This is a genomic window from Paenibacillus sp. YN15 (assembly GCF_003285005.1).
Classification (GTDB): Bacteria; Bacillota; Bacilli; order Paenibacillales; family NBRC-103111; genus Paenibacillus_AR.
In genome coordinates this window covers 1-24,270 of the sequence record NZ_QMFA01000044.1, presented here as the reverse complement: position 1 = coordinate 24,270, position 24,270 = coordinate 1, and the positions used below count along the sequence as shown (strand labels likewise).

Below are 24,270 nucleotides of genomic sequence, written 5' to 3'. Positions count from 1 at the left end.
TGTCCGCTCCCGCGGAAAAAAGGCCATTTTTTGCGAAATAACGGAATCAGGGTCCGCACAAGGAGCGCATGAGCAGGAAGCAGGAAGCAGAAAGCGCAGGGAGCTCGGAGGGGCGCCCGTTGAAGGGCCATACTTAGAAAAAAAATACTTAGAAAAAAGCTTGTCTTTTCCCACAGGCGGTGGTATACTGATATTCCTGAGTAAAAATCAGATGCGGACGTGGCTCAGTGGTAGAGCATCGCCTTGCCAAGGCGAGGGTCGAGGGTTCGAATCCCTTCGTCCGCTCCATATGCACCCTTAGCTCAGCTGGATAGAGCGTTTGACTACGAATCAAAAGGCCGGGAGTTCGAATCTCTCAGGGTGCGTCAGCAATCAGAAAACGGATGGCGGAGCAAGTCTCTGCTGTCCGTTTTTTTGTGGTTTGCGTGCGTGCGGGTCACACGGGAGCACGCTTGTTGCAAACGGACGGAACTTAGCGACTCTTATGGCGGCAAAAACGGCGATTGGGATTTTTAACGGAACTGACCGCTCCTTACGTGCTCTGATACGGCAAAAATGGACGGAAAAAAGGCCGCGGCGGAGAATAAGCGCTTCTCAGTTCCGCAAGGACGCCCAATGGGCCTCAAAGCTGCTGTAAGAGTCGCTAAGTTCCGTTGGCGGTCTACCCGGCCACTCGCCCTGCCATAGCCTTGACGCGAAGAAAGCCCCGGAGCAGCTCCGGAGCTTTCTTTTTTGCCGGCGTGGCTTTCTGTGGATCAGCCCTTGACGGAGCCAACCAGCGCGCCCTTGGCAAAGTACTTTTGAATGAACGGATACACCATCAGAATCGGAAGCGTGGACACGACGATAACAGCCATCTTGATGGTTTGTTCCGGCGGCTTGATAAAGTCGTTGTCGGTATCGGCAGCCATGCCGCTTGCCGCGATAACGATCTGGCGCAGCAGAACCTGCACCGGCCATTTGTCCGCATTGTTGATGTACATAATGGCGCTGAAGTAGGAGTTCCAGTAGGTTACCGCATAGAACAGGGAGATGGTGGCGATGGAAGGCAGGGACAAGGGCAAGACGATTTTGAACAGAATGCCGAAGTCTCCGCAGCCGTCCAGCTTGGCCGATTCCTCCAGACCTTCGGGAAGACCCTGGAAGAAGCTCCGCAGAATGATCAGGTTAAATGCACTGACTGCGGAAGGAATAATCATGGCGAACATGCTGTCGATCAGGCCGACTTGCTTCACGACCAGGAAGGACGGGATCAGACCGCCGTGGAACAGCATGGTGAAAACGATCATCAGGTTGAAGAATTTGCGGCCGTCCAGATCGCGGCGGGTCAAGCCGTATGCCATCAGGGACGTAATGAACATACTGATCAAGGTGCCGATGGCGGTGACGAAGATGGACACGCCCAAAGCCTTGAAAATCGTCGGTGTAGACAAGATATAGCGGTATGCGTTCAGCGTGAACTCTGTCGGGATCAATACAAAGGGCTTGCGGGCCATCTCCTCCACCGTGGTGACCGATCCGGCCAGCACGTGGATAAGGGGGAGTACAGTCACTACCCCGACAATGGTCAAGAGCAAATAGTTAAGGGCGTCAAACAGCCGGTTGCCCAATGTTTTATCTTGAATCATCCTGCTTCCTCCTTAAGTAAGAACGAGCTTTGCGATGCTTACGAAGTTGGCTTTTTCTAATAAAAAGCCCTTAGTATACGCCCTCTTCGCCAGCTTTTTTCGCCAGCCAGTTGGAACCCATAACCAAAATGAAGCTGACAACGGATTTGAACAGACCAACGGCGGTACTGAAGCTGTATTGTCCTTGCTTTAAGCCTGCCGTGTACACGTAGGTGTCCAGAATTTCCGCTACATCCTTGTTCATGGAGTTCAGCAAGAGGAAGATATGTTCGAAGCTTGTATCCAGCACGCTGCCGACCTTCAGGATCAGCATAACCACGATAACGGTGCGAATGCCGGGAAGCGTAATATGCCAAATTTGACGAAGCCGGCTTGCGCCGTCCATCCGGGCGGCTTCATACAGACCGGGATCTACTGCGGCCATAGCGGCCAGATATACGATGGTTCCCCAGCCCGCTTCTCTCCAAACGACTTGGAGGACGTACATGGGATAGAACCAGCTTGAATTCATCAGGAAGTTAACGGGTTTAAAGCCGAAATAGGTGAGCATTTCATTGATAATGCCCCCGTCCATGGTAAACATAACGAAGGAAATCGATACGATAATAACCCAGGACAAGAAGTGAGGAATGTACACAAGGGTTTGCACAAAGCGTTTGAAAAAAGCGTTGCCCACTTCATTCAGCATCAGGGACAACAGAATCGGAACCGGGAAGTAGAACGTGACGTTAACCACAAATACGAGAATGGTGTTTTTGAAAATATTCCAGAATTCGGGTTCACTGAACAGCCTGCTAAAATGCTTCAGACCCACCCAGTCGCTGCCCATGATTCCTTTGTACGGCAGATAATCCTGGAAGGAAATAACCAGACCAAACATGGGAATGTATTTAAAAATCAGGAAGTACAGGAATCCAGGAAGGATCATCAAATAGATATACCGATTGCGGATGATTCTTCTCCAGACCTTACCGCTGGATTCTTTGTATTTCACCAGCCCCGCTTCAGCAGCCGTGTTATTCATAGCAGTATCTCCTTCTCCTAATAATCAAAGTATGCAGCAACCCTTTCAACGAAGGCCGGGGTTAGTCCGGCCTTCGTTGGAGGAAGGTGCGTCTTATTTCTTGTTGATGGCAGCGTATTGCTCGTTGAACTCGTCGATAATCTTTTGTCCGCCATCCTTCAGCCACTTGTCGGTTGCAGCCTTGAAGCCGGCTTCATCGATTTTGCCCATGATGAACTGGTAAGTAGCGTCCTTGATTTGCTCTTGGAGACGGGTGCCGCGCTCAGCATAGGTTGCGGAATCCAGAGCGGCGGTCGGGTCGGTAATCATGAACTTGGCTGCTTCGTTGGACAGGTTGTTGGCCTTCTCCAGAGTTGCGGAAGCATACTTCTGCGGAGAAACGTTGGTGGTTTCAGCCAATGCGATGTTCAGGTAAGGACGAACTTCCTTCTCCACCAGCTTGGTGTCGGTGCTGGTTACGATCTTGCCGTCAGCGTCAAGGGTGTAGTGGTTCTGATCCTTCAGACCAAACTTCAGAGCGTCAGCCAGCTCCTTGCCGTAGAATTGGTCGAATACGCCCAGGATGCCCTTCAGCTCAGCTTCGCTCTTCACAGCGGATTTCGGGAACAGCAGGATAGTGCCGTAGCCGTTGGTGCCCCAGGTGGTCTTCTGGCCGTCCGGACCCTTCAGGTCGTTGGAAACGTCATATACGGCATTGGGGAAGTTGGCGGCCGTTTTGTCCTGCATGGTCTTGGCGTCGCCCATGGTTCCCACGTACATGCCGGAGCGTCCGGTGTACATCAGGTTTTGCTGGTCGTTCTTCGAGGTAACCGGGAAGTCCTGGTTGATCAGGCCTTCGGTGTGAAGCTTCTTATAATACTTCAGGGTGTCCATGTAATTGGTGGTCATGAAGTCCGGAGTCAGCTTGCCGTTCACAACGCCCCAGCCGTTGGGAGTGCCGAACATGGTGGCGATGGTCTTGAAGGAGCCATACACCAGGTCGTTGCGGTCAGCCAGCGGAATGGTTTTGCCGTTGCCGGCCAGATCGGCTTCCTTGAACTTCTTCAGCACGTTGTAAATCTCGTCGGTAGTGGTCGGTACGGTTGCGCCAACCTTATCCAGCCAGTCCTTGCGGAAGATCAAACCGGAACGGGCAGGCTGTCTTTCCTGGTACAAGGAGTAGATCTTGCCGTTTACCTTGGTGTTGTCCAGGATTTTGGTGTCCAGCTTGCTCAGGTTCGGGTAGTCCTTCAGATAAGGCCCGATTTCCCAGAATTGGCCGTTCTTGATGGCGTCGCGCATCAGAATGAAGGAAGCGGCATTCTTCAAATATACGGCTTGCGGCAAGGTGCCGGTTGCGAAAGCAGCCTGGAATTTCTCATCATAAGATCCGTCCGGAACCCATTGGATTTCGATTTGGGAGTTGGTTTTCTCCTCAATAAACTTTTCGAGTTTATCGGAAGGAACTTCGGGAGTCTGCAGGTTGGCCATAATGGTGAACTTAACAGGTCCTTGAGTTGTCGCTGCGGGAGAAGGGGTACCGCCTTCAGCGCCTTTCTTTTCACCGCTGTCTCCGCAAGCTGCCAGCATGCTGCCGGCTACTGCTACAGTAGTCAGAGCTGTTATCCATTGGCGTGTCTTTTTTGCCATTTGATCATAACCTCCATTTTTGAACTCGTCTAAAGCGTTGTGTTTGCCCTTGACACGATTAACTATACGGTACAGGTTTGCGTTTTGAATATAATCACTGCCCCACACTCCGCTGTTGCGGACCCCCAAAACAGGGCAAAAATCCGCTAAAATCGGGGACCTGGGATAATGATTATCCCTGTTACGCCTGAGCTGGAGACACTTTGGAGATTTCCGGCGGGATTTTATCGCATAATAAAAGGCTCCCCCAATTACAGGAGAACCTATGCATGAATCGACAGGATTGCCATCGGTTCGCGCAGGCTTCCTTCGGGGGAACCTGTACATGAATGAGTATGAACGGGGCTTAAGGCTTGCCGGTCCGGAGGGCTTCCTCCAGCTCCTGGATGACGGCTGCGCCGCCTTTTTCCATCCAGTTATTGACTTCCTCGCGGAATCCGGCTTCGTCAATTTTGCCGAGAATAAAGTTATAGGTGGCGTTGTTGATAATAAAATCCAGCTCCACGTTGCGGGCGTCGTAGGTGTTGGAGGACAATCCCACGGTAGGATTCTGGATCAGCATGGTGGCATTGTCGTCAATGAGCCTGTTGACCTCCACCAAAAGCGGGTCTGTGCCTTCGGGATTGCGCTTGTACAGATGCGGATTGGTTACACTGGAGACAAGCAGGGAGGACAGGGGCAGCACCTCTGTACCGGCCAGCGAGTACATGGCGTTATCCTTGTAGCTTACCTTGCCGTCCTTCAGAATATAATGGATATTCTCAATGCCGTAAAACAACAGATTGCTGATATCGGGGTCCATGGTCCGGTCGAAGAAGGCCAGGACATCGCGAAGCTGCTGCTCTGTCCGGAGGTTCTTCTTCGAGAAGAAGAACATGCCCCCGTTCCCGGACATGGACCAGATGCCGTACCCCTTGGGGCCTTCAATCCGGTTGAGAACGGCAAAGTCCGCTTGCGGATTCACCTGGCGGGTTTCCTCCAGAAGCCTGGGGGCATCCGCCAAGCTGCCGATATACACGCCTGCCTTGCCGGTAATCATGCGGTAGCGCTGGACGGCCTTGCTGGTTACGGGAAAATCCGTGTTCACCAGTTGCTCCGTATACAGCTTCTTCATGTAGTTCATCGTATTCATATATTCGGGAGTGGCGAATTCCGGCGTCAGCTTGCCGTCCGAAAGCGCCCAGCCGTTGGGGGTGCCAAAATAGGAGCTTAAGGTTTTGAAGGCGCCGTAATACAGATCGTTGCGGTCCGTAAGCCCTACGGTATCGGCTTTGCCGTTGCCGTCCGGGTCCTGCTCCGTGAAGGCCTTGAGCACCCGGTACAGCTCGTCCAAGGTTTTGGGCTCGGTTAAGCCCAGCGCGTTCAGCCAATCCTTGCGGATAATGACACCCTGACGGGATTCGGGGCGTTCATTGTAAAGCCCGTATATTTTCCCGTCGATGGTCATGAGCTTCGCGGAGAACCGTTCCAGGGCCCGCAGATTCGGGTAATGGTCCAGATAAGGCCCGATATTCCAGAACATGTCCGAGCGGATGGCATTCTTGATGGCAGTCAGATCCGTCGGCTTTACGAATACGGCCTGGGAGGTTTCCTTGCTCTCCAGATTATTCATCAGCCGGTTGGAATACACCTCGTCCGGAATCCACTTGATGTCCAGCTTGTAGCCGGTCCGCGTCTGAATTTCCCGAATCAGGCTGTCCGGCGGCGGAGTGGACTGATGGAGCGGAAGCATGATGCTAATTTGGCGGACGGCATTGTCTGACGGGGCAGTTCCATCCGCAGGCTTGCGGATCAGGCTGGCCGCAATTGCCGCGGCAAGAGCCGCAACAAGCAGAACCGCCAGCGCCGGTATCCAGACACGCTTGTTCAGGATAAGCTTCATACGGCATTTCCTTTCTATGGGAGTTGCTATTCAGGGACGAGGCTTGGTACAATATTTCTATCATATCATGAATGAACCGACGTGGGAGTGAAGGTTGTGGGGAAATCCAATTTTTTGACCAAAATGACCGTGTTCAGTTTTGTGCTGTGTATTGTTCCGGTCATGATTATCGGATTTTCTTCCTATCTGAACGCATCCCGGGAAATCAAGAAGCAGGTCAATCAGAGCCAACACCAAATTCTAAGCCAAATGAGTTCAAATGTCGAGCAGACCCTGCAAACGGTGAAGCACGCCCTGAACCAGTTGGTGGATTCCTCGGCCATGAGCCGGGTTTTTGGCAATGCGCTGACGGAGCAGGACTTTATCCTGTACCAGGACCTCCGCAAGGAGATGCTGAATACCCAGAATTTCTATACGAATCTGGAGGATGTGGTCATCGTCAATCTCCAGCAGAACTGGATGATGAAGAACTCCGGATTTTATACCTTTGACCAATATCTCCATTATTCCCAGATTGCCAATCAGATGCTGCTGTTGAATAATTCCTCCTGGGTCCTGAATAGTACCCTGTGGTTCTACAGCGAAATGAAGGCCAATGTGGACGTATGTCCGTATACCATCAGCCTGGTGCAAAAGCTGCCCTCGTATTCCTCGTACAAAACGGGCATGGCGTTTGCCAATATTTCCAGCTGCGCCATGCCGTCGATCATTAATTATACCCCGCGGCAATCGGAAACGGTGATGATTCTGGACGATCAGGACCGGGTGGTGTACCACAATGATCCCGCCATGATCGGACAGTACGCCCGGAGCACAGGCTTTATTCCCAACACCATGGTGCTTCAGGGGAAAAGCGGGCAATTCCAGACGGTGGTCAACAAAAAGGATTATACCGCCACCTATTTACGATCGGATTTGAACAATTGGGTGTATGTCTCCATTATATCCATGGAGAGTCTGACCAAGGAAGCGGTCAAAATCCGCAATATCACCATCGCCACCATGATCGGGCTGGTGGCCGTATTTATGACGCTGGCCTGGTTTTTCTCCCGAAGAATGTACTCTCCCATCCAGAAGCTGGTGCGCCAGACTACCGGGAATATTGTCATGTCCGCCAAGGACAATGAGTTTGATATGATCAGCAACTCCTTCCAGGACCTGTTCACCTCCAAAACCCGGCTGGAGCAGGAATCCTTCCGGTATCTGCAGCAGGCCCGGGACTTTTTCCTGATCCGGCTGTTCCAGGGAACCATGCGCAGGCAGGATATTCTGGAGAAGATGGAGCAGTTCGGGTATCTGCCCCGGATCAAGGAGTGGAAGCCCTATTCCGTGATCGTGCTGCAAATCGATACCCTGGATGAAACCCATTACCGCAAAGAAGATATTGACCTTCTGCTGTTTGCAGTTCAAAATATGGTGGAGGAGCTTGTTCCTGAACAGTACAGATTGGCTCCGGTGGTATTCGACTCCACGGTTTCGCTGACTGTCGGACGCGGGGATCTTCCTCTGGAAGAGTTCAATGCCTGGATCTACAGCTTGACGGAGTCTATTCAGCAGACGGTGATTTCCATTCTGAAGCTGACGGTTAGCATCGGCATCGGTCTGCCCTTCACCGACCTGAAGAATACCCATGTGGCATTCCGGGAGGGTCTGGAGGCGCTGAAGCACCGGATTCACCTGGGAGTCGGGGTGATTATTCACTATGCCCACATGAACCGCGGCTTGCCCCAGCAGAACCTGGATTATCCGTGGCTTACGGAAAGCGAGCTGTTCGATGCCATCCGGCTGGCGGATGAGGAGAGGGCCAGACATCTCCTGCAGCGGCTGATGACGGGGATCTTCAAGCATGAGATGACGCCCCAGGAGTATCAGGTGCCCATCAACAAGCTGCTGAACAATACGCTGGTGATGATTCAGGAATCCGGCGTGCGCTTAAGCCAACTGATTGAGGGAGGCGAATCCCTGTACGAGGAGCTGCAGAAGCTGCCTTTGGCCAAGGAAATTGAGGACTGGTTCTGGAGCCGGATTATCCATCCGTTAATCCTGCTGTTCCAGGAACGGCAAATTTCCCAGTACCAGAACATTTCGGATATTATTCTGGACCGGATTCACCGGGAGTACGACACGCCGCTGACCATTGAGGGGCTTGCCGCGGAGCTGCATTACAACGCCAATTATTTGAGCAGCGTATTCCGCAACCAGACGGGGCAGACCTTCAGCGATTATTTGTCCGCTTTCCGGTTCACCATGGCCAAGAAGTGGCTGATCGAAACGGACATGACGGTCAAGGAGATTTCCGAGCGGCTGCAGTACCAGAACTCCCAGAATTTCATCCGCTCCTTCCGCAAGCAGGAGGAGATGACCCCGGGCCAGTACCGGGAGATGCACCGCAAAATGCCTGACATGCCTCCCGGCGGTTATGCACACGTGAAACCGGTCGGAAATAAAGGCAACCTTGAAGGAGACGATCAGCATGGATGAGCAGAGGATCATTACAGACAGGACAGTGTCTCTTCTTGAACAGATGGACGGGTTGTTTGACGGTTTTTTTGGATGGCTGAAGGGGCAGTACGATTCGGAAAGCGGGGGGTTCTTCTATGCCCGCAGCTCGCGGAGCATGAACCAGCTTCCGGATATTGAATCCTCCTCCCAGGCCTTGAATATTCTGGAGCGGGTGGGGCTGCTTGAAGGCTGGGATGCGACGAAGAAGGAGCAGGCTATCCGTTTTTTCCAGAACAAGCAGGACCCGGCCAGCGGGTATTTTTATGAAGAAAACCCGGATATGCGCGGCGATGATGTAATGGTGGGACGGGCCCTGAGCTACAGTGTAGCCTCCTTGCGGAAGCTGGGCGGAGCTCCGCTGTATCCGCTGCCCAGCCAAACGAACAGCATGCCGGATTATATGGACTCCCCGGACAGCTATGAAGCGTGGCTTAACGCCATGCCGCTGACCAACAGCTGGCGTGGCTGCGACCGGCTGTGCAATTCGGCCCCCTATATCGGCCAATTGCCGGAGGCGGCGCAGGAGGAGTATCTGAAGCGGGCCTTTGCTTTTTTTGCCCGGATTCAAGACCCCGAGACAGGACTGTGGGGAGAGGGAAGCGGCTATGTCCGCATTTCCGGCTCCTTCAAGCTGGAAACCTTCTACAGCCGCTTCCGGATGCCCATGCCCCGCGGGGAAGCGCTGTACCGGAGCATTCTTCGTATTCTGCGGGAGGAGACGGCCCGGGATATGTGCTATATTCGCAATCCGGTGAATCTGCTGGGGTATCTGCGGCCGCAGATTCCTCCGGAGGAGTTCGAGGAGATTGTGGAGATTACGGTGCGCAACATGGGACGCCTGCTCCAGGCCGACGGCGGCTTCTCCCGGGAGCTGGGGCATTCCCCGAAGGCCACCAATGTGGCCCAGGTGAAGGAAGGCGAATATTATCCCGACATGCCCAAGGCGGTGCCCATTGGTCTGGGACTGGCGGAAGGAGACATGAACGCCGGCACCCAGGTGCTGTTGATCCGCTCCATCTGCTACGAGCTGGCGGGGTTTGTGCCGCCGGAGTTGGATACCTCTGCATGGAAGTGAGAAAAACTTCTATCGAAGGATTTCGAGGATGAGCGACCGCGTTTAAGCGGAGGTTTTTATCGCCAATCCGAATGTTTACCTTACATGCTTTAGTGCTGTAAGGAACTTAAACATTCTAATGTGGTAACAAAAGAAAGCCGTCCGGCAGCAACCTGCCGGGCGGCTTTCCCTATATCCGCCAGTACACGGCATTTTCATAAAAAAATCCCGCCCTTCCCGGAACGGAAGGCGGGATTACCGTCGAATGGGGCATATTGGAGAAAGGATGGGCCTACACCTGCTCATCTTCGATAATGCCGCATTTTTTGGCCAGCGTCGGCCAGCGGGAATGAAACATTTGCTCCCACTTGTGCTCGGGCAGCGCTTTGATCCAGTCGGCGATCTGGTTGAGTCCCATTTGGTCAAGGGTCGCCACGGCATGGGCTCGGTCCTTTTTATCCACCAGTAACAGCACGTTCATCCACCTCATATCCTCGAGTATTCAACAGAACATATTTATGCTCACAATGGAAAAAAGGTGACAAACGGTCTAAAATATTTTTTAAGCCTTCATTCGCCGATTCGGCTGCACTGCACATCCGGACAGACGATCCGTTATTGGACAGAAAACGGGTGCTTTTTCGTTTGAACGGACCCAGGTTCCGTTATGTGCCGGAAAAGAGTCGTTTTGGGCGGCTTGTGGAGGAAATAACGCATCGTGTGTCCGCGAAATCAGCAGAAGCCTGCATTTTGGCAAAATAACGGACCCACGGTCCGGATAGCCGGATCTCCAAAACAACGTGGCATCTGTATGGGGGGATACATCGGAATTGGAGTTTAGCATGGCTTAGTTCCGATCCAAGCCCAGGCGCATCAGCATGATTTGAGAAAAAAATACCAAACCGGTTGACACATTTTTTATATAGTGTCATATTGATAATATCAAAATAACATTTTTGGTGGACCGCTAATTTGCCTAAAACAAGGAGGATGAATGATATGAGAGCGCTGATTGTGATTGATTATACCGTGGATTTTGTCACCGGGGCATTGCCCTGCGGCGAACCGGCCATTGTTATTGAGGAGCGGATCTGCGGACTAACGGAGGAATTTGCGGAGCGGGGGGATTTTGTGGTGATGGCGGTGGACCTGCATGAGCCGGATGATCCGTGGCATCCCGAGAGCAAGCTGTTCCCGCCCCACAATATCCGGGGAACCGAAGGCCGGAAGCTGTACGGGAGATTGGCGGAGGTATATGAGCGGAGCCGCAGCGATATCTATTGGATGGATAAAACCCGGTACAGCGCCTTCTGCGGGACGGACCTGGAGCAGCGTCTGCGGGAGCGGGGCATTACCGAGCTGCATCTGGTTGGGGTATGCACCGACATCTGCGTGCTCCATACGGCTGTAGACGCCTACAATAAAGGCTTCCGTCTGGTCATTCACGGGGACGCGGTGGCCAGCTTTAATCCCGCCGGACATGAATGGGCGCTGGGGCATTTCCGGGGGACATTGGGAGCGGAGGTGCTGGCCGCCGGCCAAGCGGCAGACGGCGCCCAAGCCTAAAAACAATCCCCCAAAAGTGACGAGATGCTTCGAAGTGAATTCCGGGTACTTTTGGGGGAGCCCCTGGATGAAGAGGTGCTAACGGCGCCTTTTCACAGAAAAGCGAAAGAGACAGAGGCTGACATCAAGGAGGAGGAGATTCCATGAGTTACGAAGATTACGCGCTGCATACGGACAAATACCAGATCAACATGATGTATGCCCATTGGGTGCAAGGGACCCACAACCGCAAGGCGGTGTTCGAGGCTTATTTCCGCAAGCTGCCCTTCGGCAACGGCTTCGCCGTATTTGCCGGCCTGGAGCGGATTGCCGCTTATATCCGGGAGCTGCGGTTCAGCGAGGAGGACCTGGCTTATCTCGCCGAGCAGGAGGAGAATTACCGGCCGGAGTTTCTTCAGGAGTTAAGACAGTTCCGGTTTACCGGGCAGCTGCATGCTGTGCCGGAGGGCACGCTGGTATTTCCCAACGAGCCGCTGATCCGGGTGGAGGCCCGTATTTTTGAGGCGCAGTTGGTGGAGACGGCTATTCTGAACTTTATGAACTACCAGACCCTCATCGCCACCAAAGCCGCCCGGGTGAAGCTGGCGGCAGGCGAGGATTCCCTGCTGGAGTTCGGCACCCGCCGGGCCCAGGAGGCGGACGCCGCCATTTGGGGAGCGCGGGCCGCGTATATCGCCGGCTTCCACGGCACCTCCAATCTGCGGGCCGGCAAGCTGTTCGGCATTCCCGCCAAAGGCACCCATGCCCATGCCTGGGTACAGGCCCACGCCGAAGAGGAGGATGCGTTCCTCCGCTATGCCGAAGCGCTGCCGGATCAGGTGACCCTTCTGGTGGATACCTATGATACGCTGAAAAGCGGCGTGCCCAATGCCATCAAGGTAGGCCGCAAGCTGGCCGCCCAGGGCAAAAAGCTGTCCGGCATCCGCCTGGACAGCGGCGACCTGGCCTATCTGTCCCAGCAGGCCAGAGGGATGCTGGATGAGGCCGGTTTTGCCGACACCAAGATTATGGCCTCCAATGATCTGGATGAGAATGTGATTTTCAACCTGAAGGCGCAGGGAGCCCGGATTGACGCCTGGGGCGTAGGCACCCAGCTGATTACCGCCGCGGACCAGCCCTCGTTGGGCGGAGTATACAAGCTGACCGCCCGGGAGCGGGGGGATGGCAGCTACGAGCCGGTGATCAAGGTATCGGGCAATCCGGAGAAGGTGACCACTCCCGGCAAAAAGGAGCTGTACCGGATTATTGACCGGAAAACAGGCAAGGCCGAGGCGGACTACATTTCTCTGGACGGGGAAGAGGATGTGAAGCGGAGGGAGCGGATCAAGCTGTTTGACCCGGTTCACCCGTATCTGCACAAGTATGTGGAAGATTATGAAGCGGTGGAATTGCTGCAGCCGGTATTCCGGGACGGGGAACTGCTGGCGGAGCTTCCGGGGCTGGAGGAAATCCGGGCGTACCACAAGAAGCAGCTGTCCCTGTTCTGGCCGGAATATCTGCGCAAGCTGAATCCGGCCGTCTACCCGGTGGACTTAAGCATCGCCGCCTGGGAGAAAAAGATGGAGCTCTTGCACCGCCGCGGCGGGGAATTGCGGGGATAACGCCAGCGCCCGCGCAGGGAATGCACTGCACTGCCCGTCTCCCAAGACGGGCAGTGATTTTTTGACAGTTCCCTAGTTAGTCGCACAGTTGATGGGAACCGCCGCCTTATGATAACGCGCAACAAATGTTCGCTATTAAGGGAAATCCCCGCTAATTTTCCGAATAAGAAACACATAATGTATGCTATGGGCCAGAAACGTTCGATTTTTGAGCAGCAATGGGGGAAATAGCAAACATTTTATGTTCGCTAAATGGACGTATTCGGCCGGATCAGGGGAATAGCGAACATTTCATGGCGCTTACATCAGCTAAAGCCAAAACCACCCTCCTTCGCCGCGCCTAGTCGCACAGCGCCTGGGCCAGGGGGCCGAACCGCGCCTAATCGCACAGCGCCTGGGCGTGCGGGTCCGCATACAGCCGGACCATGGTGAGCACCTGCTCCTCCGTGTTGCGCTCCAGGGACAATGGCGGCAGGCTGTCCGGGGCGAAGAAGCCCACCTCGGAGGTTTCCAAGGTGCCTTCCCCGCCGGCGGCCGCACCGCCCACAAGGGAGCAGGCGATAAAAATTTTGTAGCAATGCCACGGGGAAGGCGGATGCCCATGGAACTGTTTGTCCAGCACGGCCAAGAGCCGCTCCGCCTTCACCTCATAGCCCGACTCCTCCCGGGTTTCCTTCACGGCGATCTGAAACGGCGAATACCCCACGTCGGCCCAGCCTCCCGGCAAGGACCAGCCGCCGTCCGTCCGTTCCCGCACCAGCAGCAGCCTGCCGGCCTCCATCACAACGGCGCGGACATCGGTTTTGGGCGTGGCATAGCCGGTATCGGAAGCGAAGGCGGCGCGGATATGCTCCTTGTCCGCATCCGAATGCTGCTCCATTATCTCCACCGCCAGCTCCCGGAGCATCTCGTAGCGCTCCTTGTCATAAATATCTCTCACATAGGCCAGTCCCGATTGGGAAATGGCCTGAATCTGCTTCGCCCATTTCAGCCATTGGGGGTCCATGGCAACACCTCCTCTTTCTTGGCAGCTCCGCTCAGTTCTTCCCTGCGGCGTCCGGAAGCCCGCAGGCCAGGAATGCCTGCTCCAGATCCCGGATAATATCGGCGGCATCCTCCAGGCCGATGCTGAACCGCAGATGGCCGCCGGCAAATTCCGGCGGATAGAAGTGGTTCCGCTCATCATCCGGCCCCACGTATACCATCAGGCTTTCATCATGCCCCACGGAAACCGCCTGAATGATCAGCCGCAGCGCATTGAGAAACCGGTTGTGCAGCTCCGCGTCCCCATAAAGTCCAAAGGACATCACTCCGGAGTACATCCGCATCTGCTTGCGGGCAATGGCATGCTGGGGATGGCTCTCCAGACCGGGATAAGCCACAAACCGGACAGCCGGATGCCCCTCCAGATAACGGGCCACCGCCATGGCCGATTCGCTGTGCTGCTTCATCCGCAGGGGCAGAGTTGCCGCCCCGCGCATAATCAGCCAGGCGTTGAAGGGGCTGATGGCCCCGCCCAGATTCACCATGGCTTGCCTTTTGATGGCGTCCACCCGCTCCTTGCTGCCGATTACCGCGCCGCCCATGGCATCCCCGTGCCCGTTTATGTATTTGGTGAGACTGTGGATCACCAGGTCGGCTCCCAGGGTGAGGGGCTGCTGAAGGTAGGGGGAGGCGAAGGTGCTGTCCACCGACAACAAGGCTCCTCCCGCATGGGCAATGGCGGCAATGGCTTCAATGTCGCTGACCCGTGTAGTGGGATTGCCCGGGGTTTCGATATGGACCAGCCGGGTGTTGGGGCGCATGGCCTGCCGCACTGCCTCCGGATCGGCGGTATTCACCAGCGTAGCCTCGATCCCATATTTGGCAGGGTAATACTCGTTCAGCAGCCGGTACACGGCAATATACGAAACATTGGAGCAAACCACATGGGCCCCCGCCTCCAAAAAGGTGAAGAATACCCCGGCCAGCGCCGCCACTCCGGTAGCCAGCACCACACAAGCCTCGCCGCCCTCCAGATCGGCCAGCTTTTCTTCCAGGTAGCTCTGGTTGGCGGAGGTATTGCGGGTGTAAATCAGCTGGTCCGCGCTGCTCCAATTCAAGGCCGATGCATCCTCCGGCAGCCTGTAGCTGTTGGCCATGGTGATAGGACGCCGGATGGCCCCGGTTTCCTTCTCGATATCATTCCCCGAATGGACACAACGGGTATGAAATCCGCTTTCCTCCTTGCGCATGGATAACCCCTCCATTTCCGATAAATTGGTATAAGTTTACCACAATTCCTGTCGGGAAAGGAGGGGTTTCCGGCAAAACAAAAAAAGCCTGAGACATCGCCTCAGACCGGAGTGTAATGACAGGTGGCTGCCGGATGCCGCATCCTGCAAGAGCGTCCCCGGCCAAGCGGGAGGAGCGCCCTTGCTATGGATGACTGCTGTCCATTGCCCTGCCCGCCTTAAGGGTTGTAGGGGTCCCAGGTTTGGTCAGGGTTCACACAAATATCTCCGATACCGGGAGCTGATACCGGTACGCTGGGAGGATTGCAGGAGGACACGGCGGTTTCGAATGAAATCGAAGTATGCTCCAATACTGCCGGTTTGACATAGTTTAGCTTCATACTGTATCACCCTTTCTTTAATATAAGATACAAAATGTATCTTTGTAGTTACTATACAAGATACATTTTTACTTGTAAAGTCAAAGTTTGGGGTTTTACGGAAATCTTTTTTTGACACCGTTTACTTCACAGGCCACGGCTTTCTTCATAGTCCACGGACTTCGGTGTACGCCCGAACAGAAAATCCAGGGATACCTCGAATAAATCGGCAATATCGCTCAGAAGCTGAAACTCCGGCTCTCTCCGGTTTTTTTCATAATGGGAGAGGGCGGACCGGGAAATGCCCAGCTTGCTTGCAAGCTCCTCCTGGGTGAGTCCCTTCTGCTCCCGCAAGTAGGTGATCTGTTCCCCGCAGCTGATCATATCATACCCCTTTCTCTATAAATAAGCTTTTCTAATAGATCCCGCTTTTCTTCCTGGAGACGCCGTTCCGGTTTTATTGAAACTCTCCGCAATATCCGATACAATGTGTATCATAATATATCATAATCAATTTGCCCCCAAAAGAAAAGTCCCCAAATGGGACAAATACTGGAGTCCCTCGTCCGCCTGTAGGCATAGCATAGGATGAGGGCGTGAAAGAGAGGAATTGTGTTGGAAAAAAAACTGCTGCCCGCTGCAAAATTGTTTTTTTGTTCTTTGCTAATGATGGTTCTTGTCCTTTATCCCTCCGCAGATTCCCGTATCCTCCCCAATACGAGCGCCCTTGCCGCTGGGGAGAACACCACGATACAAGGAGGGACAAACATGCCCTATGCTGACTGGATTCAGCAGGAAATCGATTTTGGCACCCATTCCTTTTATTATTCGCCGTGGCGGGCGTATATGGATACCTGGGATGCCAACAGATGGAGGGAAACCCTGGGGATTGTCTTCAATGTCAATCCCAACGAAGCGGATGCCACGGCGCAGCTTCTGTCGGAAACCGGCTTCACCGCCGCCCGTGTGGAAATCAACTGGGGAAATTTCTCCTACGATGACCCTTCAAGGCTGGACCCGGCCAGAGAGCAGCAGTTCACCACCATTCTTCAAGCGCTTAAAAAATACAACATCCGCCCGCTGATTCTTCTGAATGCCAATTCCGGCAACCCTGTTCCCACCAAAGGCTGGAAGGTTCAGCTGGTGAAGGCCGCCCCCAAGGACAGTACGGAAATCCAGGTGGACAAAACAGACGGAATTGTGCCCGGGTATACGGGATTGAAGGGAATGGCCTATCAGACCATGTATCCGGTTATTACCGGCTGCGATCCCGCCACCGGCATCTGCAAGCTGTCCGCCCCTCTTCCCAAGGCGCTGTCCGCAGGCGCTATTGAATTAAACAAGCTGATCGTTCAGCCCATGAGCGGAACCGCGTTCGCCGACGGCACACCCAATCCGGCAGCCCAGGAGACATTGGACGGCTGGTTGGCCTACGTGAAGAATACGGCGGCTTTTGTCAAAAAGATCATGAACACGGGAAATCCGGCCGATGCCGGGTTTGATCTGGAGGTCTGGAATGAAATGACCTTCGGCTCCCATTTCCTGGACATCAACAACTACTATTTGCCCAAGCTGGAATTTTCCAAGTATTACACGTATAAGCAGGGGGACAGAGAAATTACCGGCTCCGAGGTGCTGCTTCCCCATACGGCGGCGCTGGTGGCCAATCCCAAGAATAATCTGCCCGGCGTCAGAGTCATCAGCGGCTTCTCCAACCAGCGGCCCTGGGACAACGGGGTGGAGCAATGGGAGGGCCAAAGCGGCTTCAGCCGGCACTACTATACCGGTTATATGGACAATAATTCCATGATCAACGCCCAAGCCTATGCCAAGCGGGATGAACCCACCCTGAACGCTCTGGGAGCCATCGACGGCACCCTGAAGCCCAATTCCTCCAACAAAATTGTGCCGGGCACCAATTATGTGCCTACCCATATTGCCTCCTTCCCGGAATACTGGTTTTCCGGGTACAAGACGGAGAATGTGGTGCGGGATTTGCAGCCCTTCCCCAATTCCTTCCCCATGCACTTCCGGTACGCCAATCCGGGCAACGGCAAGCAGGCGGAGGTGTGGATGACCGAGGGCAACTTTGACCGCCAGGGGTGGTCCAAGTCCATCCAGTCCCTGGGAGTTGCCGCTACCGATCCCCGCTACGCTTCGCTGATGCACAGCCTGGGCGCCAAAACCACCTTGCGCAGCTTCGCCTTTTTTGGCCATAAGGGCGTTCAGACCTACACCATCTACGCGGCCAAAGGCGGGGACGGTTCCCTGGGAGTGATTCCGGAGGCATTCTTCACAGCGCTGGCGGAGGCCAAGTATGTGCTGACAGACTCGGTGCGGGCCAAGGCAGGCCCGCAGCTGGCCGCCATTGCCAACGTGACGAAGCTGATGAAGCCGGGAGTGGACATTGAGAATCCGCGGCCCCTCAAGGTGGAGGAATGGACCCACAAAAATCCGAAGGTAGTGGTGAAGGGCAACGGAACCAAGGAGCATCCGGACATCTACATGTCCCAGGACTTTGCCGTTCTGCCCTATCAGCTGGCCGCCAATAAATTCGCCATCGGCTATTATGTGGTGACCCGCGACGTGGCTCAGGTCTGGGATGTGACGAAGAATGTAGCCGATCCGGCCCGCTATGCCCTGCCGCCGCAGATGTTCACCCTGACCCTGTCCAATGTAAACGGCAAGGGAGCCCAGGTCCAGAGCTACGATCCCATTACCGGCGTCACCTCGGGACTGGGTGTGGTCAAGTCCACAGACACCACCATAACCGTTCAGGTGGATGCGGTGGATTACCCCCGTTTCCTGATGATTGAGGAGGCGGGCGAAGGGCCGGTGATTTCCTCTCCTGTGCTGAAGAAGAATGCCAACGGCACGGCAGAGCTGACCTTTGTGTCCAATGTGGACGGAACCGCCGTCATTAACTGGGGGGCCTATCCCTACAGGCAAAAGGGAAGCTTCAAGGAGGAATATTACCAGGATGCCGCTTTCCAGAAAAAGGTCTACGAACGGCGCGTCTCCAATATTAACTACAACAAAAATCTGCCCCCTCAAACGGGATCATACCGCTGGGGAGGGACCGTGATTCCCGAATTTTCCGAACGGTATACCTTTTTGGCCTTCTCCGGCGCCTGCAACAATGAGCTGACCGTCAATGGGCGGAAAATCATCAATCCCTGCGCAGGCTTACTGCGGGGAGAGGCGGATTTGAAGGCGGGGGAGGCTTATGATCTGAGCCATCAATATGTTTCCCGCTACAATTCGCCGCAAACTGTTATGCTGTATTGGGGCAGCGAAAGCCAGCCCAAGCAGCTGGTGGCCCCTGCCTCCTCCCAAGGCAAGACCGTTGCGGTGAAGAAAAATGAGAAGGTCACTGTAACCATTCCCGATCTCCTGGTCGGCGAAGGAGTCAAAATATCGCTGGAAGCCAAGGGCCTCACCACCCGTTTTCCCAGATGGGACTATGATGTGAGAGGCGTTCTGTGGCCATAACGGAAAGCTGTCATTGGCGCCCGGGAGGGCGCCTTTGCTGTTAAATTTCCAGTTGCCCTTGACTTCGGAAAAGACCTGTAATAAAGTAAAATCACGATACAAAATGTATCATGCATAGTCCGGGAGGTTTGAGCCCATTGATCGCACTGCTGGAGCCGATATTCGAGAGTGGTAAGCCTCTTCCCGAGTGGGAAGACCAGGATTACGAGCTGGCGCTGAAGGACATCCGATTGTCCGGCGTGGGGCCGCAGATTTGCCATTTTTTGCGGAGGAAGGGGCTGTTGGAGGAAACGCCCGCTTTTTTCCGGTACGCCTTGAAGCAGGATTACCAGCAGTCTCTGGTTCAAAATCTTTATATTCAAAAGATGGAAAAGGAAATTTTGGCCGCCTTTGACGCTGCAGGGATAGCGGTTATCCCGCTGAAGGGTCCCCGGCTTGCCGAGAGCTATTTTGGCCATATGGGCGCGCGGCCCAGCTCGGATATTGATCTTCTGGTTCATCCGGAGGATTTGAGGCGGGCGGAGCAGCGTGTGGAGGCCCTTCATTTCCAGAAGGATAAGCAGGTGCATAATCATGTAGTGCTGGCCAAAGCCACCGCACCCGGCCAAGACCCTTTGGCGGTGGAGCTGCATTGGACTTTGGACAAGAAAAATTGGTCCAGCCTGGATGACCGGCGGTTCTGGGAGGAGGCCGCCCCGATTGCGGGGTACCGCCACGTGAAGGAGCTAAGCCCCACCCATACGCTGTATTTTATTTGTTTGCACGGCATGCGCCACCGGATGGATTCCATGAAGTATGTGATGGACATTGTCCAGATTCTGATGACAGCGGGGGAGCGCATCGATCTGGGGCGTTTGCTCAAGGAGGCGGCGGCGGACAAAACGGCCAAACGGGTAAAAATCGCCCTGTCCATTGCCTGCGGGCTGTTTCCGGAGCTTGCCGCTTCCCGGTCTTTGCCGTTTCCCCTTGTAGAGACAGCATGGACCTATTCCGCCATTGTCAAAAAACAGACAGGCGTCAAGGATATGGAGTATTACCGGTATGTCTCCTTTTTCAAATTCCAGATTTTCGACACCCTGAAGCACACCATTATGTCCCAGAAGCAAATTTACGAGCATACGGCCAAATATTCATCCTTTGAGGGGAATTGAAGGAGGGGGACGGTTTCATGATATCTATCATTGATACAAAAGTCGGGGAGCATCATATCCGTTTTTTTACACAGGCAAAATGGATGGACGCTTATATCCGCGCCAAGTTCCGGGTCCTCGAGGCCTCCTCCGGCGGGGAGCCGGATTTGGAGGTGGAGCTGACTGGGGACTACGGGGGGCCTTTTGTCAGCTTTGATGTAGCCGCTTCGGTGGAGGCGGAGGAGATTTTTTTCCGGCGGACGGATTACCGGATTCGGCTCTCCGGGGATTTCCGGCAGGCGCAGGTTTCCGTGTACGATGACTTTGCCCTGAAGCATGCGCTGATGAATCTCTACAGCTCCTACATTGTGCACAAGGGCTGGGGGCTTCTGGTCCATTCCTCCTGCGTCCTGGAGGCGGGCAAGGCTTATCTCTTCGCCGGCCATTCCGGGGCAGGCAAGTCCACGGTGGCCTGGCTGTCCCTGCCCCGCCAGGTTCTCTCCGATGAAGCGACCATTTTGAAGGTGGAGCCGGATCGGGTGACGGTGTTCGACTCCCCTTTCCGCAGCGGCCTGGAAATGCCGTATCACGGCGGCGGCTGCGAGCTGGCGGCCATCCAGTTTCTCCGCCAATCCTCCGAGATCAAGCGGGTTACCCTGGGCAAATCCGACGCCCTGATGGAGTTGTTCGGCAAGATATTCTATTGGCCCCACATGCCCGGTGAAACGCTGAAGATTATGAAGCTGTTCCAGCATCTGATCGCCAATATTCCCGCATATGAGCTGTATTTTCAAAAAAACGACGCCTTCTGGAAGGAGATCTGCTGATGGCAACCTATATCCGGGCAACCGATTCGGAAGCAGTGGAGCTGGATCAGGAATGGATTATTCTGCATCCCGACCAATTTACCGTTACCAAGATTAATGAGGTGGGCGGCGTGTGCTGGGGACTTCTGAAGGAGCCGCAGACCGTCTCTTCCCTGGCGGGGCATATTGCCCGGCAGTATGAAATCGACAGCGAGGAAGCGGAAGGGGATATTGAGGCATTCCTGCTTCATATGGAGCAAATAGGAATGATCCGCCATGCAGGCTGAAGCGGCGGTCCTTGTCCGGCTGATCCGGGAAAAAGGAGAACTGGAACTTCCCGCCAGTGGTACCAGTATGCGTCCTTTGATCCGGGAGGGCGACCGCTGCCGGTTCGTTCCTTTGACGAAAGCGCCGCGCCTGGGGGATATTCTCTTGGTGGCGGAAGCCGGCGGACGGCTGGTGGGACACCGCCTGATCCGTATAGCGGGGGCAGGGGAAGAGGCGCTGTATATCTGCAAAGGTGACTCCAATGTGAACCCGGACGCCCCGGCGGCTGCCGGACAGATTATCGGGAAATTGGCGGACATTCGCAGGGGCAGAGCTACGCTTCGAGCGGACCAAGGCTTGGCCCGCTGGTGGGGGCGGCTGCTGGTTCGCTGGCCGGGGCTGTCGCGGGTGGTCCGCGGTTATTTGCGGGCGGAGCGGCGGCTGGGTCGGATGCGGCGGGGGAAGGAGCGGGGGGCACTATGAGCGTAGTGGAAAAAGAAAAGCGGCGCGGCAGCCGGTTCCGGCAGCTGCGCCATGCTTTGGGGCTGGGCGAGATGCGGCGGCCTGTGGGTTTGCTGTGGCGTTTTGTCAAGCCGAGCAAATGGCTGTATCTGCAGCTGGTAGTGTACATGCTGGGCGGCATCGGCATGACCATGATTTTCACCTGGTTTTTGCAGCAGCTGACCGATGCGGCCTTAAGCGGCAATGTGGCCAAAATTACCGGCCTGCTGGTCCAGGGCATTCTGGTGATGATCATAAACGGCCTGCTCACCTATCTCTCCAGCTACATCGGCACAGCCGCGGTCCAGCAGGTAAAACGGGATATGAAAAACGCCGTTTTTGCCCACATGATCCGGCTGGAGGCGCGTTATTACAACCGGCACCATTCCGGGGAATTTGTCTCCAGACTCACCAATGACATTCAAAATCTGGACGGCGCCATTGGCGGCAATCTGGTGCAGATGATCCGGCTGCCCCTGATGGCAGTGGCCGCTCTTTTGTACATGCTGACCATCAATTGGCGGCTGTCGGTAATTTGTTTGATGCTGATCCCCGTGGCTGCGGCAACCGGGGCAGTCTTCGGGAAGCTGCTGCGGAAAAACACCCGGCTGATTCAGGAGTTTTTAAGCCGGATGCAGGGCTTTCTCCATGAGACCTTCTCCGCCAGCCCCATTATCCGCTCCTTTACCCTGGCCGGTCTGATGACCCGCCAGTATGAGAAGCAGAACGCACATCTGATGGGGCTGGAGATGAAGCAGGCCCGCATCCGGGGGCTGTTCCAGGTGGGGTCCGGGGCAGTAGGCTCGGCCACCTTTTTCTTAAGCATGGGGCTGGGAGCTTATTTTGTGGCGGAGCAAACCATGTCCGTGGGCAATCTGGTGGCCTTCAACAATCTGATGCATCAGATGGTGGCTCCCTTGTCGGGACTGGCCGGGCTGTGGGGCGGGTTTCAGCGCTCCCTTTCCTCCGCGGAGCGGATCGTCCATGTGCTGGAGGAAAAGGCGGAGCCCGGCTTTCCGGAGGAGGAGCAGGGGAGGCAGGAGGAGCAGCGCACGGCGAAGGCTGCTGGCGGGGCAGAGCAGGAGTTGGCCGACGGCGGCAGTAGGGCGGAGCAGGAGTCGGCAGGTGTCGGCGGCCGGGTCGAGCGGGAGTTGGCCGATGGCGGGACGGAGTGGAAAACGGCAGGCGCTGGCAGCGGAGCGGAGCGGGAATCGGCCGACGGCGGCGCTCTGCCTCCCGAAATCGCCCTCCGGGAGGTTTCCTTTGCGTATGAAGACGGCGCTCCTGTGCTGGAGCGGCTGAGCCTGACGGTTCCTGCCGGCAAGGTGGTGGCGCTGGTCGGTCACAGCGGAGCGGGCAAAAGCACCCTGCTCAGCCTGCTCCAGGGCTTCTACAGGCCGGACCAGGGCGAATTGCTGCTGGATGGAATGCCCATGGGGCGGATTCCCCTGGGAACGCTGCGGCGCTCCATTGCTTATGTGCCCCAGGAGACCTTCCTGTTCTCCGGCACCATCCTGGAGAATATCGCCTACGGCCGTCTGGGGGCGGGCCAGGAGGAGATTGTGCAGGCCGCCAGGGCGGCCAATGCCCTGGAATTTATCAGCCAGCTGCCGGAGGGCTTCGAAACCCAGGTGGGCGAGCGGGGAGCCCGGCTCTCCGGGGGCCAGCGGCAGCGCATTGCCATCGCCCGGGCGATTCTGAAGGATGCGCCGGTGCTGCTCCTGGACGAGGCCACCTCGGCCTTGGACACGGAGACGGAGCATCTGGTCCAGGAAGCCTTGGCCCGGCTGATGCACCGCCGGACCACCATCGTCATCGCCCACCGGCTGTCCACCATCCAGAATGCCGATCTGATTGCCGTGCTGGACCATGGAACCGTAGTGGAAACCGGCACCCACTGGGAGCTGCTGCGCCGCAAGGGCCATTACTTCCGGCTGTACCAGATGCAGTTCAAGGACCAGCCTGCCGCCTCCGCAGATGCAGTCATCCGGCAGATTACATGAGCATGGTGTGTGCGCATGAAGTACGTTCAAACCCGCCCATTCCGGCGGGTTTTTTGCATCTCCGCGGAAAGGGGGAGCCGCGAGGAGCATAGCCGCCGGAGGAGCACCTCTCTCACCCCGCCGCGGCCCGTAAGAGGGCAGGTGCGGGTGAGGGCGGCACCTGCAACCGGGTGGGGTGGACAGTGTAACTGGGTGGGGGTGGACGGCGTAACTGGGCGGACGAGGGTAATACCGTAATCTGGTAGGTGAGAGGTGTAGGCAATGCTCATAATCAGGTGGTGATGGGAGTAGGCGTTACTGGTAATCGGGTGGGGAGCGAGAGCGGTGCTTGTAATCGGGCAAGTGGTGGAAGTGTTGGATTTATGACAGCAGCGTGCGTTTTTTTGGCGGGGGCCTGCTGCTACGGAACTCAGCGACTCTTATTGCGGTAAAAACGGGAATTTGAATTTTTAGCGGAACTGAGCGCCCCTTACCGGGCCATATGCGGCGAAAATGGCGGGAAATGAGGCAGCGGTGGGCAATAAGCCACTAGCGATGCATCAAACCTTACATGAGAAAGGAAGCAGAAATCCTTCTCCAAATGTTCATAGAA

17 protein-coding genes, 2 tRNA genes and 1 pseudogene are annotated in these 24,270 nt (G+C 55.5%); 12 read left to right on the top strand and 8 right to left on the bottom strand.

All coding sequences use genetic code 11. The features are described 5' to 3' along the window. The first annotated feature begins 213 nt into the window (after positions 1 to 213). Positions 214 to 288 (top strand) — tRNA-Gly (locus DQG13_RS25435). Positions 289 to 291: 3 nt separating this feature from the next. Continuing rightward, positions 292 to 365 (top strand) — tRNA-Arg (locus DQG13_RS25430). A gap of 390 nt (positions 366 to 755) precedes the next feature. Here the strand turns inward: DQG13_RS25430 and DQG13_RS25425 are convergent. From DQG13_RS25425 to DQG13_RS25410, 4 genes are all read right to left on the bottom strand, one after another. After that, positions 756 to 1,628 carry a carbohydrate ABC transporter permease gene (locus DQG13_RS25425; protein ID WP_113022992.1) on the bottom strand — a complete coding sequence of 291 codons (873 nt, stop codon included), beginning with the start codon at positions 1,626 to 1,628 and terminating at the stop codon, positions 756 to 758. A 70-nt stretch (positions 1,629 to 1,698) separates the two neighbouring features. Continuing rightward, positions 1,699 to 2,652 (bottom strand): ABC transporter permease, encoded by a 954-nt coding sequence (locus tag DQG13_RS25420; RefSeq protein ID WP_113022991.1) that lies wholly within the window; start codon positions 2,650 to 2,652, stop codon positions 1,699 to 1,701. Positions 2,653 to 2,745: 93 nt separating this feature from the next. Further along, positions 2,746 to 4,281: an extracellular solute-binding protein gene (locus DQG13_RS25415; protein WP_113022990.1), complete on the bottom strand. Its 1,536-nt coding sequence runs from the start codon at positions 4,279 to 4,281 to the stop codon at positions 2,746 to 2,748. A 346-nt stretch (positions 4,282 to 4,627) separates the two neighbouring features. Beyond that, positions 4,628 to 6,163, bottom strand: a complete 1,536-nt coding sequence (locus tag DQG13_RS25410) for an extracellular solute-binding protein (protein ID WP_113022989.1) — start codon at positions 6,161 to 6,163, stop codon at positions 4,628 to 4,630. Between the two features lie 96 nt (positions 6,164 to 6,259). Here DQG13_RS25410 and DQG13_RS25405 point away from each other — a divergent pair, with 96 nt between their 5' ends. Next, positions 6,260 to 8,644, top strand: coding sequence for a helix-turn-helix domain-containing protein (locus DQG13_RS25405; protein WP_113022988.1), 2,385 nt, complete (start codon positions 6,260 to 6,262; stop codon positions 8,642 to 8,644). After that, positions 8,637 to 9,740, top strand: coding sequence for a hypothetical protein (locus tag DQG13_RS25400; RefSeq protein WP_113022987.1), 1,104 nt, complete (start codon positions 8,637 to 8,639; stop codon positions 9,738 to 9,740). The genes DQG13_RS25405 and DQG13_RS25400 overlap by 8 nt, the downstream gene beginning before the upstream one ends. Positions 9,741 to 10,011: 271 nt before the next feature. Here the strand turns inward: DQG13_RS25400 and DQG13_RS25395 are convergent, their stop codons facing one another. Then, positions 10,012 to 10,200 (bottom strand): hypothetical protein, encoded by a 189-nt coding sequence (locus tag DQG13_RS25395; protein WP_113022986.1) that lies wholly within the window; start codon positions 10,198 to 10,200, stop codon positions 10,012 to 10,014. A 518-nt stretch (positions 10,201 to 10,718) separates the two neighbouring features. On the opposite strand from DQG13_RS25395, the gene DQG13_RS25390 reads away from it, so the two are divergent. Then, complete coding sequence (locus DQG13_RS25390) at positions 10,719 to 11,285, top strand: cysteine hydrolase family protein (protein ID WP_113022985.1); 567 nt, start codon at positions 10,719 to 10,721, stop codon at positions 11,283 to 11,285. A gap of 143 nt (positions 11,286 to 11,428) precedes the next feature. Then, entirely contained in the window at positions 11,429 to 12,886 is a 1,458-nt protein-coding gene (locus DQG13_RS25385) for a nicotinate phosphoribosyltransferase (protein ID WP_113022984.1), read from the top strand. 379 nt (positions 12,887 to 13,265) lie between these two features. Here the strand turns inward: DQG13_RS25385 and DQG13_RS25380 are convergent, their stop codons facing one another. The 3 genes and pseudogenes from DQG13_RS25380 to DQG13_RS25370 all read right to left on the bottom strand — a co-directional run. Next, complete coding sequence (locus tag DQG13_RS25380) at positions 13,266 to 13,892, bottom strand: NUDIX hydrolase (RefSeq protein WP_113022983.1); 627 nt, start codon at positions 13,890 to 13,892, stop codon at positions 13,266 to 13,268. 31 nt (positions 13,893 to 13,923) lie between these two features. Further along, positions 13,924 to 15,120, bottom strand: coding sequence for a trans-sulfuration enzyme family protein (locus DQG13_RS25375; protein ID WP_113022982.1), 1,197 nt, complete (start codon positions 15,118 to 15,120; stop codon positions 13,924 to 13,926). 545 nt (positions 15,121 to 15,665) lie between these two features. After that, a pseudogene (locus tag DQG13_RS25370) lies at positions 15,666 to 15,863 on the bottom strand (helix-turn-helix domain-containing protein); the annotation flags it as partial. Positions 15,864 to 16,247: 384 nt separating this feature from the next. Here DQG13_RS25370 and DQG13_RS25365 point away from each other — a divergent pair. The 6 genes from DQG13_RS25365 (at position 16,248) to DQG13_RS31635 (ending at position 23,678) form a co-directional block, all read left to right on the top strand. Continuing rightward, positions 16,248 to 18,971, top strand: a complete 2,724-nt coding sequence (locus DQG13_RS25365; protein WP_181592991.1) for a PA14 domain-containing protein — start codon at positions 16,248 to 16,250, stop codon at positions 18,969 to 18,971. Positions 18,972 to 19,108: 137 nt separating this feature from the next. After that, positions 19,109 to 20,122, top strand: coding sequence for a nucleotidyltransferase domain-containing protein (locus DQG13_RS25360; protein ID WP_181592990.1), 1,014 nt, complete (start codon positions 19,109 to 19,111; stop codon positions 20,120 to 20,122). A gap of 17 nt (positions 20,123 to 20,139) precedes the next feature. Beyond that, positions 20,140 to 20,928, top strand: a complete 789-nt coding sequence (locus tag DQG13_RS25355) for a hypothetical protein (protein ID WP_113022979.1) — start codon at positions 20,140 to 20,142, stop codon at positions 20,926 to 20,928. Continuing rightward, complete coding sequence (locus DQG13_RS25350) at positions 20,928 to 21,194, top strand: PqqD family protein (RefSeq protein WP_113022978.1); 267 nt, start codon at positions 20,928 to 20,930, stop codon at positions 21,192 to 21,194. The genes DQG13_RS25355 and DQG13_RS25350 overlap by 1 nt, the downstream gene beginning before the upstream one ends. Then, entirely contained in the window at positions 21,184 to 21,657 is a 474-nt protein-coding gene (locus DQG13_RS25345) for a S24/S26 family peptidase (RefSeq protein ID WP_113022977.1), read from the top strand. Before DQG13_RS25350 ends, DQG13_RS25345 begins: the two co-directional genes overlap by 11 nt. Then, positions 21,654 to 23,678, top strand: coding sequence for an ABC transporter ATP-binding protein (locus DQG13_RS31635; RefSeq protein WP_113022976.1), 2,025 nt, complete (start codon positions 21,654 to 21,656; stop codon positions 23,676 to 23,678). The genes DQG13_RS25345 and DQG13_RS31635 overlap by 4 nt, the downstream gene beginning before the upstream one ends. The last annotated feature ends 592 nt before the right edge of the window (positions 23,679 to 24,270 follow it).

What these genes read in the sequence shown, in the direction of transcription:
- DQG13_RS25350 (WP_113022978.1), top strand. Translation starts at nt 20,928, where the DNA reads ATGGCAACCTATATCCGGGCAACCGATTCGGAAGCAGTGGAGCTGGAT.
- DQG13_RS25420 (WP_113022991.1), bottom strand. Translation starts at nt 2,652, where the DNA reads ATGAATAACACGGCTGCTGAAGCGGGGCTGGTGAAATACAAAGAATCC.
- DQG13_RS25425 (WP_113022992.1), bottom strand. Translation starts at nt 1,628, where the DNA reads ATGATTCAAGATAAAACATTGGGCAACCGGCTGTTTGACGCCCTTAAC.
- DQG13_RS25390 (WP_113022985.1), top strand. Translation starts at nt 10,719, where the DNA reads ATGAGAGCGCTGATTGTGATTGATTATACCGTGGATTTTGTCACCGGG.
- DQG13_RS25345 (WP_113022977.1), top strand. Translation starts at nt 21,184, where the DNA reads ATGCAGGCTGAAGCGGCGGTCCTTGTCCGGCTGATCCGGGAAAAAGGA.
- DQG13_RS25365 (WP_181592991.1), top strand. Translation starts at nt 16,248, where the DNA reads ATGCCCTATGCTGACTGGATTCAGCAGGAAATCGATTTTGGCACCCAT.
- DQG13_RS31635 (WP_113022976.1), top strand. Translation starts at nt 21,654, where the DNA reads ATGAGCGTAGTGGAAAAAGAAAAGCGGCGCGGCAGCCGGTTCCGGCAG.
- DQG13_RS25375 (WP_113022982.1), bottom strand. Translation starts at nt 15,120, where the DNA reads ATGCGCAAGGAGGAAAGCGGATTTCATACCCGTTGTGTCCATTCGGGG.
- DQG13_RS25415 (WP_113022990.1), bottom strand. Translation starts at nt 4,281, where the DNA reads ATGGCAAAAAAGACACGCCAATGGATAACAGCTCTGACTACTGTAGCA.
- DQG13_RS25385 (WP_113022984.1), top strand. Translation starts at nt 11,429, where the DNA reads ATGAGTTACGAAGATTACGCGCTGCATACGGACAAATACCAGATCAAC.
- DQG13_RS25400 (WP_113022987.1), top strand. Translation starts at nt 8,637, where the DNA reads ATGGATGAGCAGAGGATCATTACAGACAGGACAGTGTCTCTTCTTGAA.
- DQG13_RS25395 (WP_113022986.1), bottom strand. Translation starts at nt 10,200, where the DNA reads ATGAACGTGCTGTTACTGGTGGATAAAAAGGACCGAGCCCATGCCGTG.
- DQG13_RS25380 (WP_113022983.1), bottom strand. Translation starts at nt 13,892, where the DNA reads ATGGACCCCCAATGGCTGAAATGGGCGAAGCAGATTCAGGCCATTTCC.
- DQG13_RS25355 (WP_113022979.1), top strand. Translation starts at nt 20,140, where the DNA reads ATGATATCTATCATTGATACAAAAGTCGGGGAGCATCATATCCGTTTT.
- DQG13_RS25410 (WP_113022989.1), bottom strand. Translation starts at nt 6,163, where the DNA reads ATGAAGCTTATCCTGAACAAGCGTGTCTGGATACCGGCGCTGGCGGTT.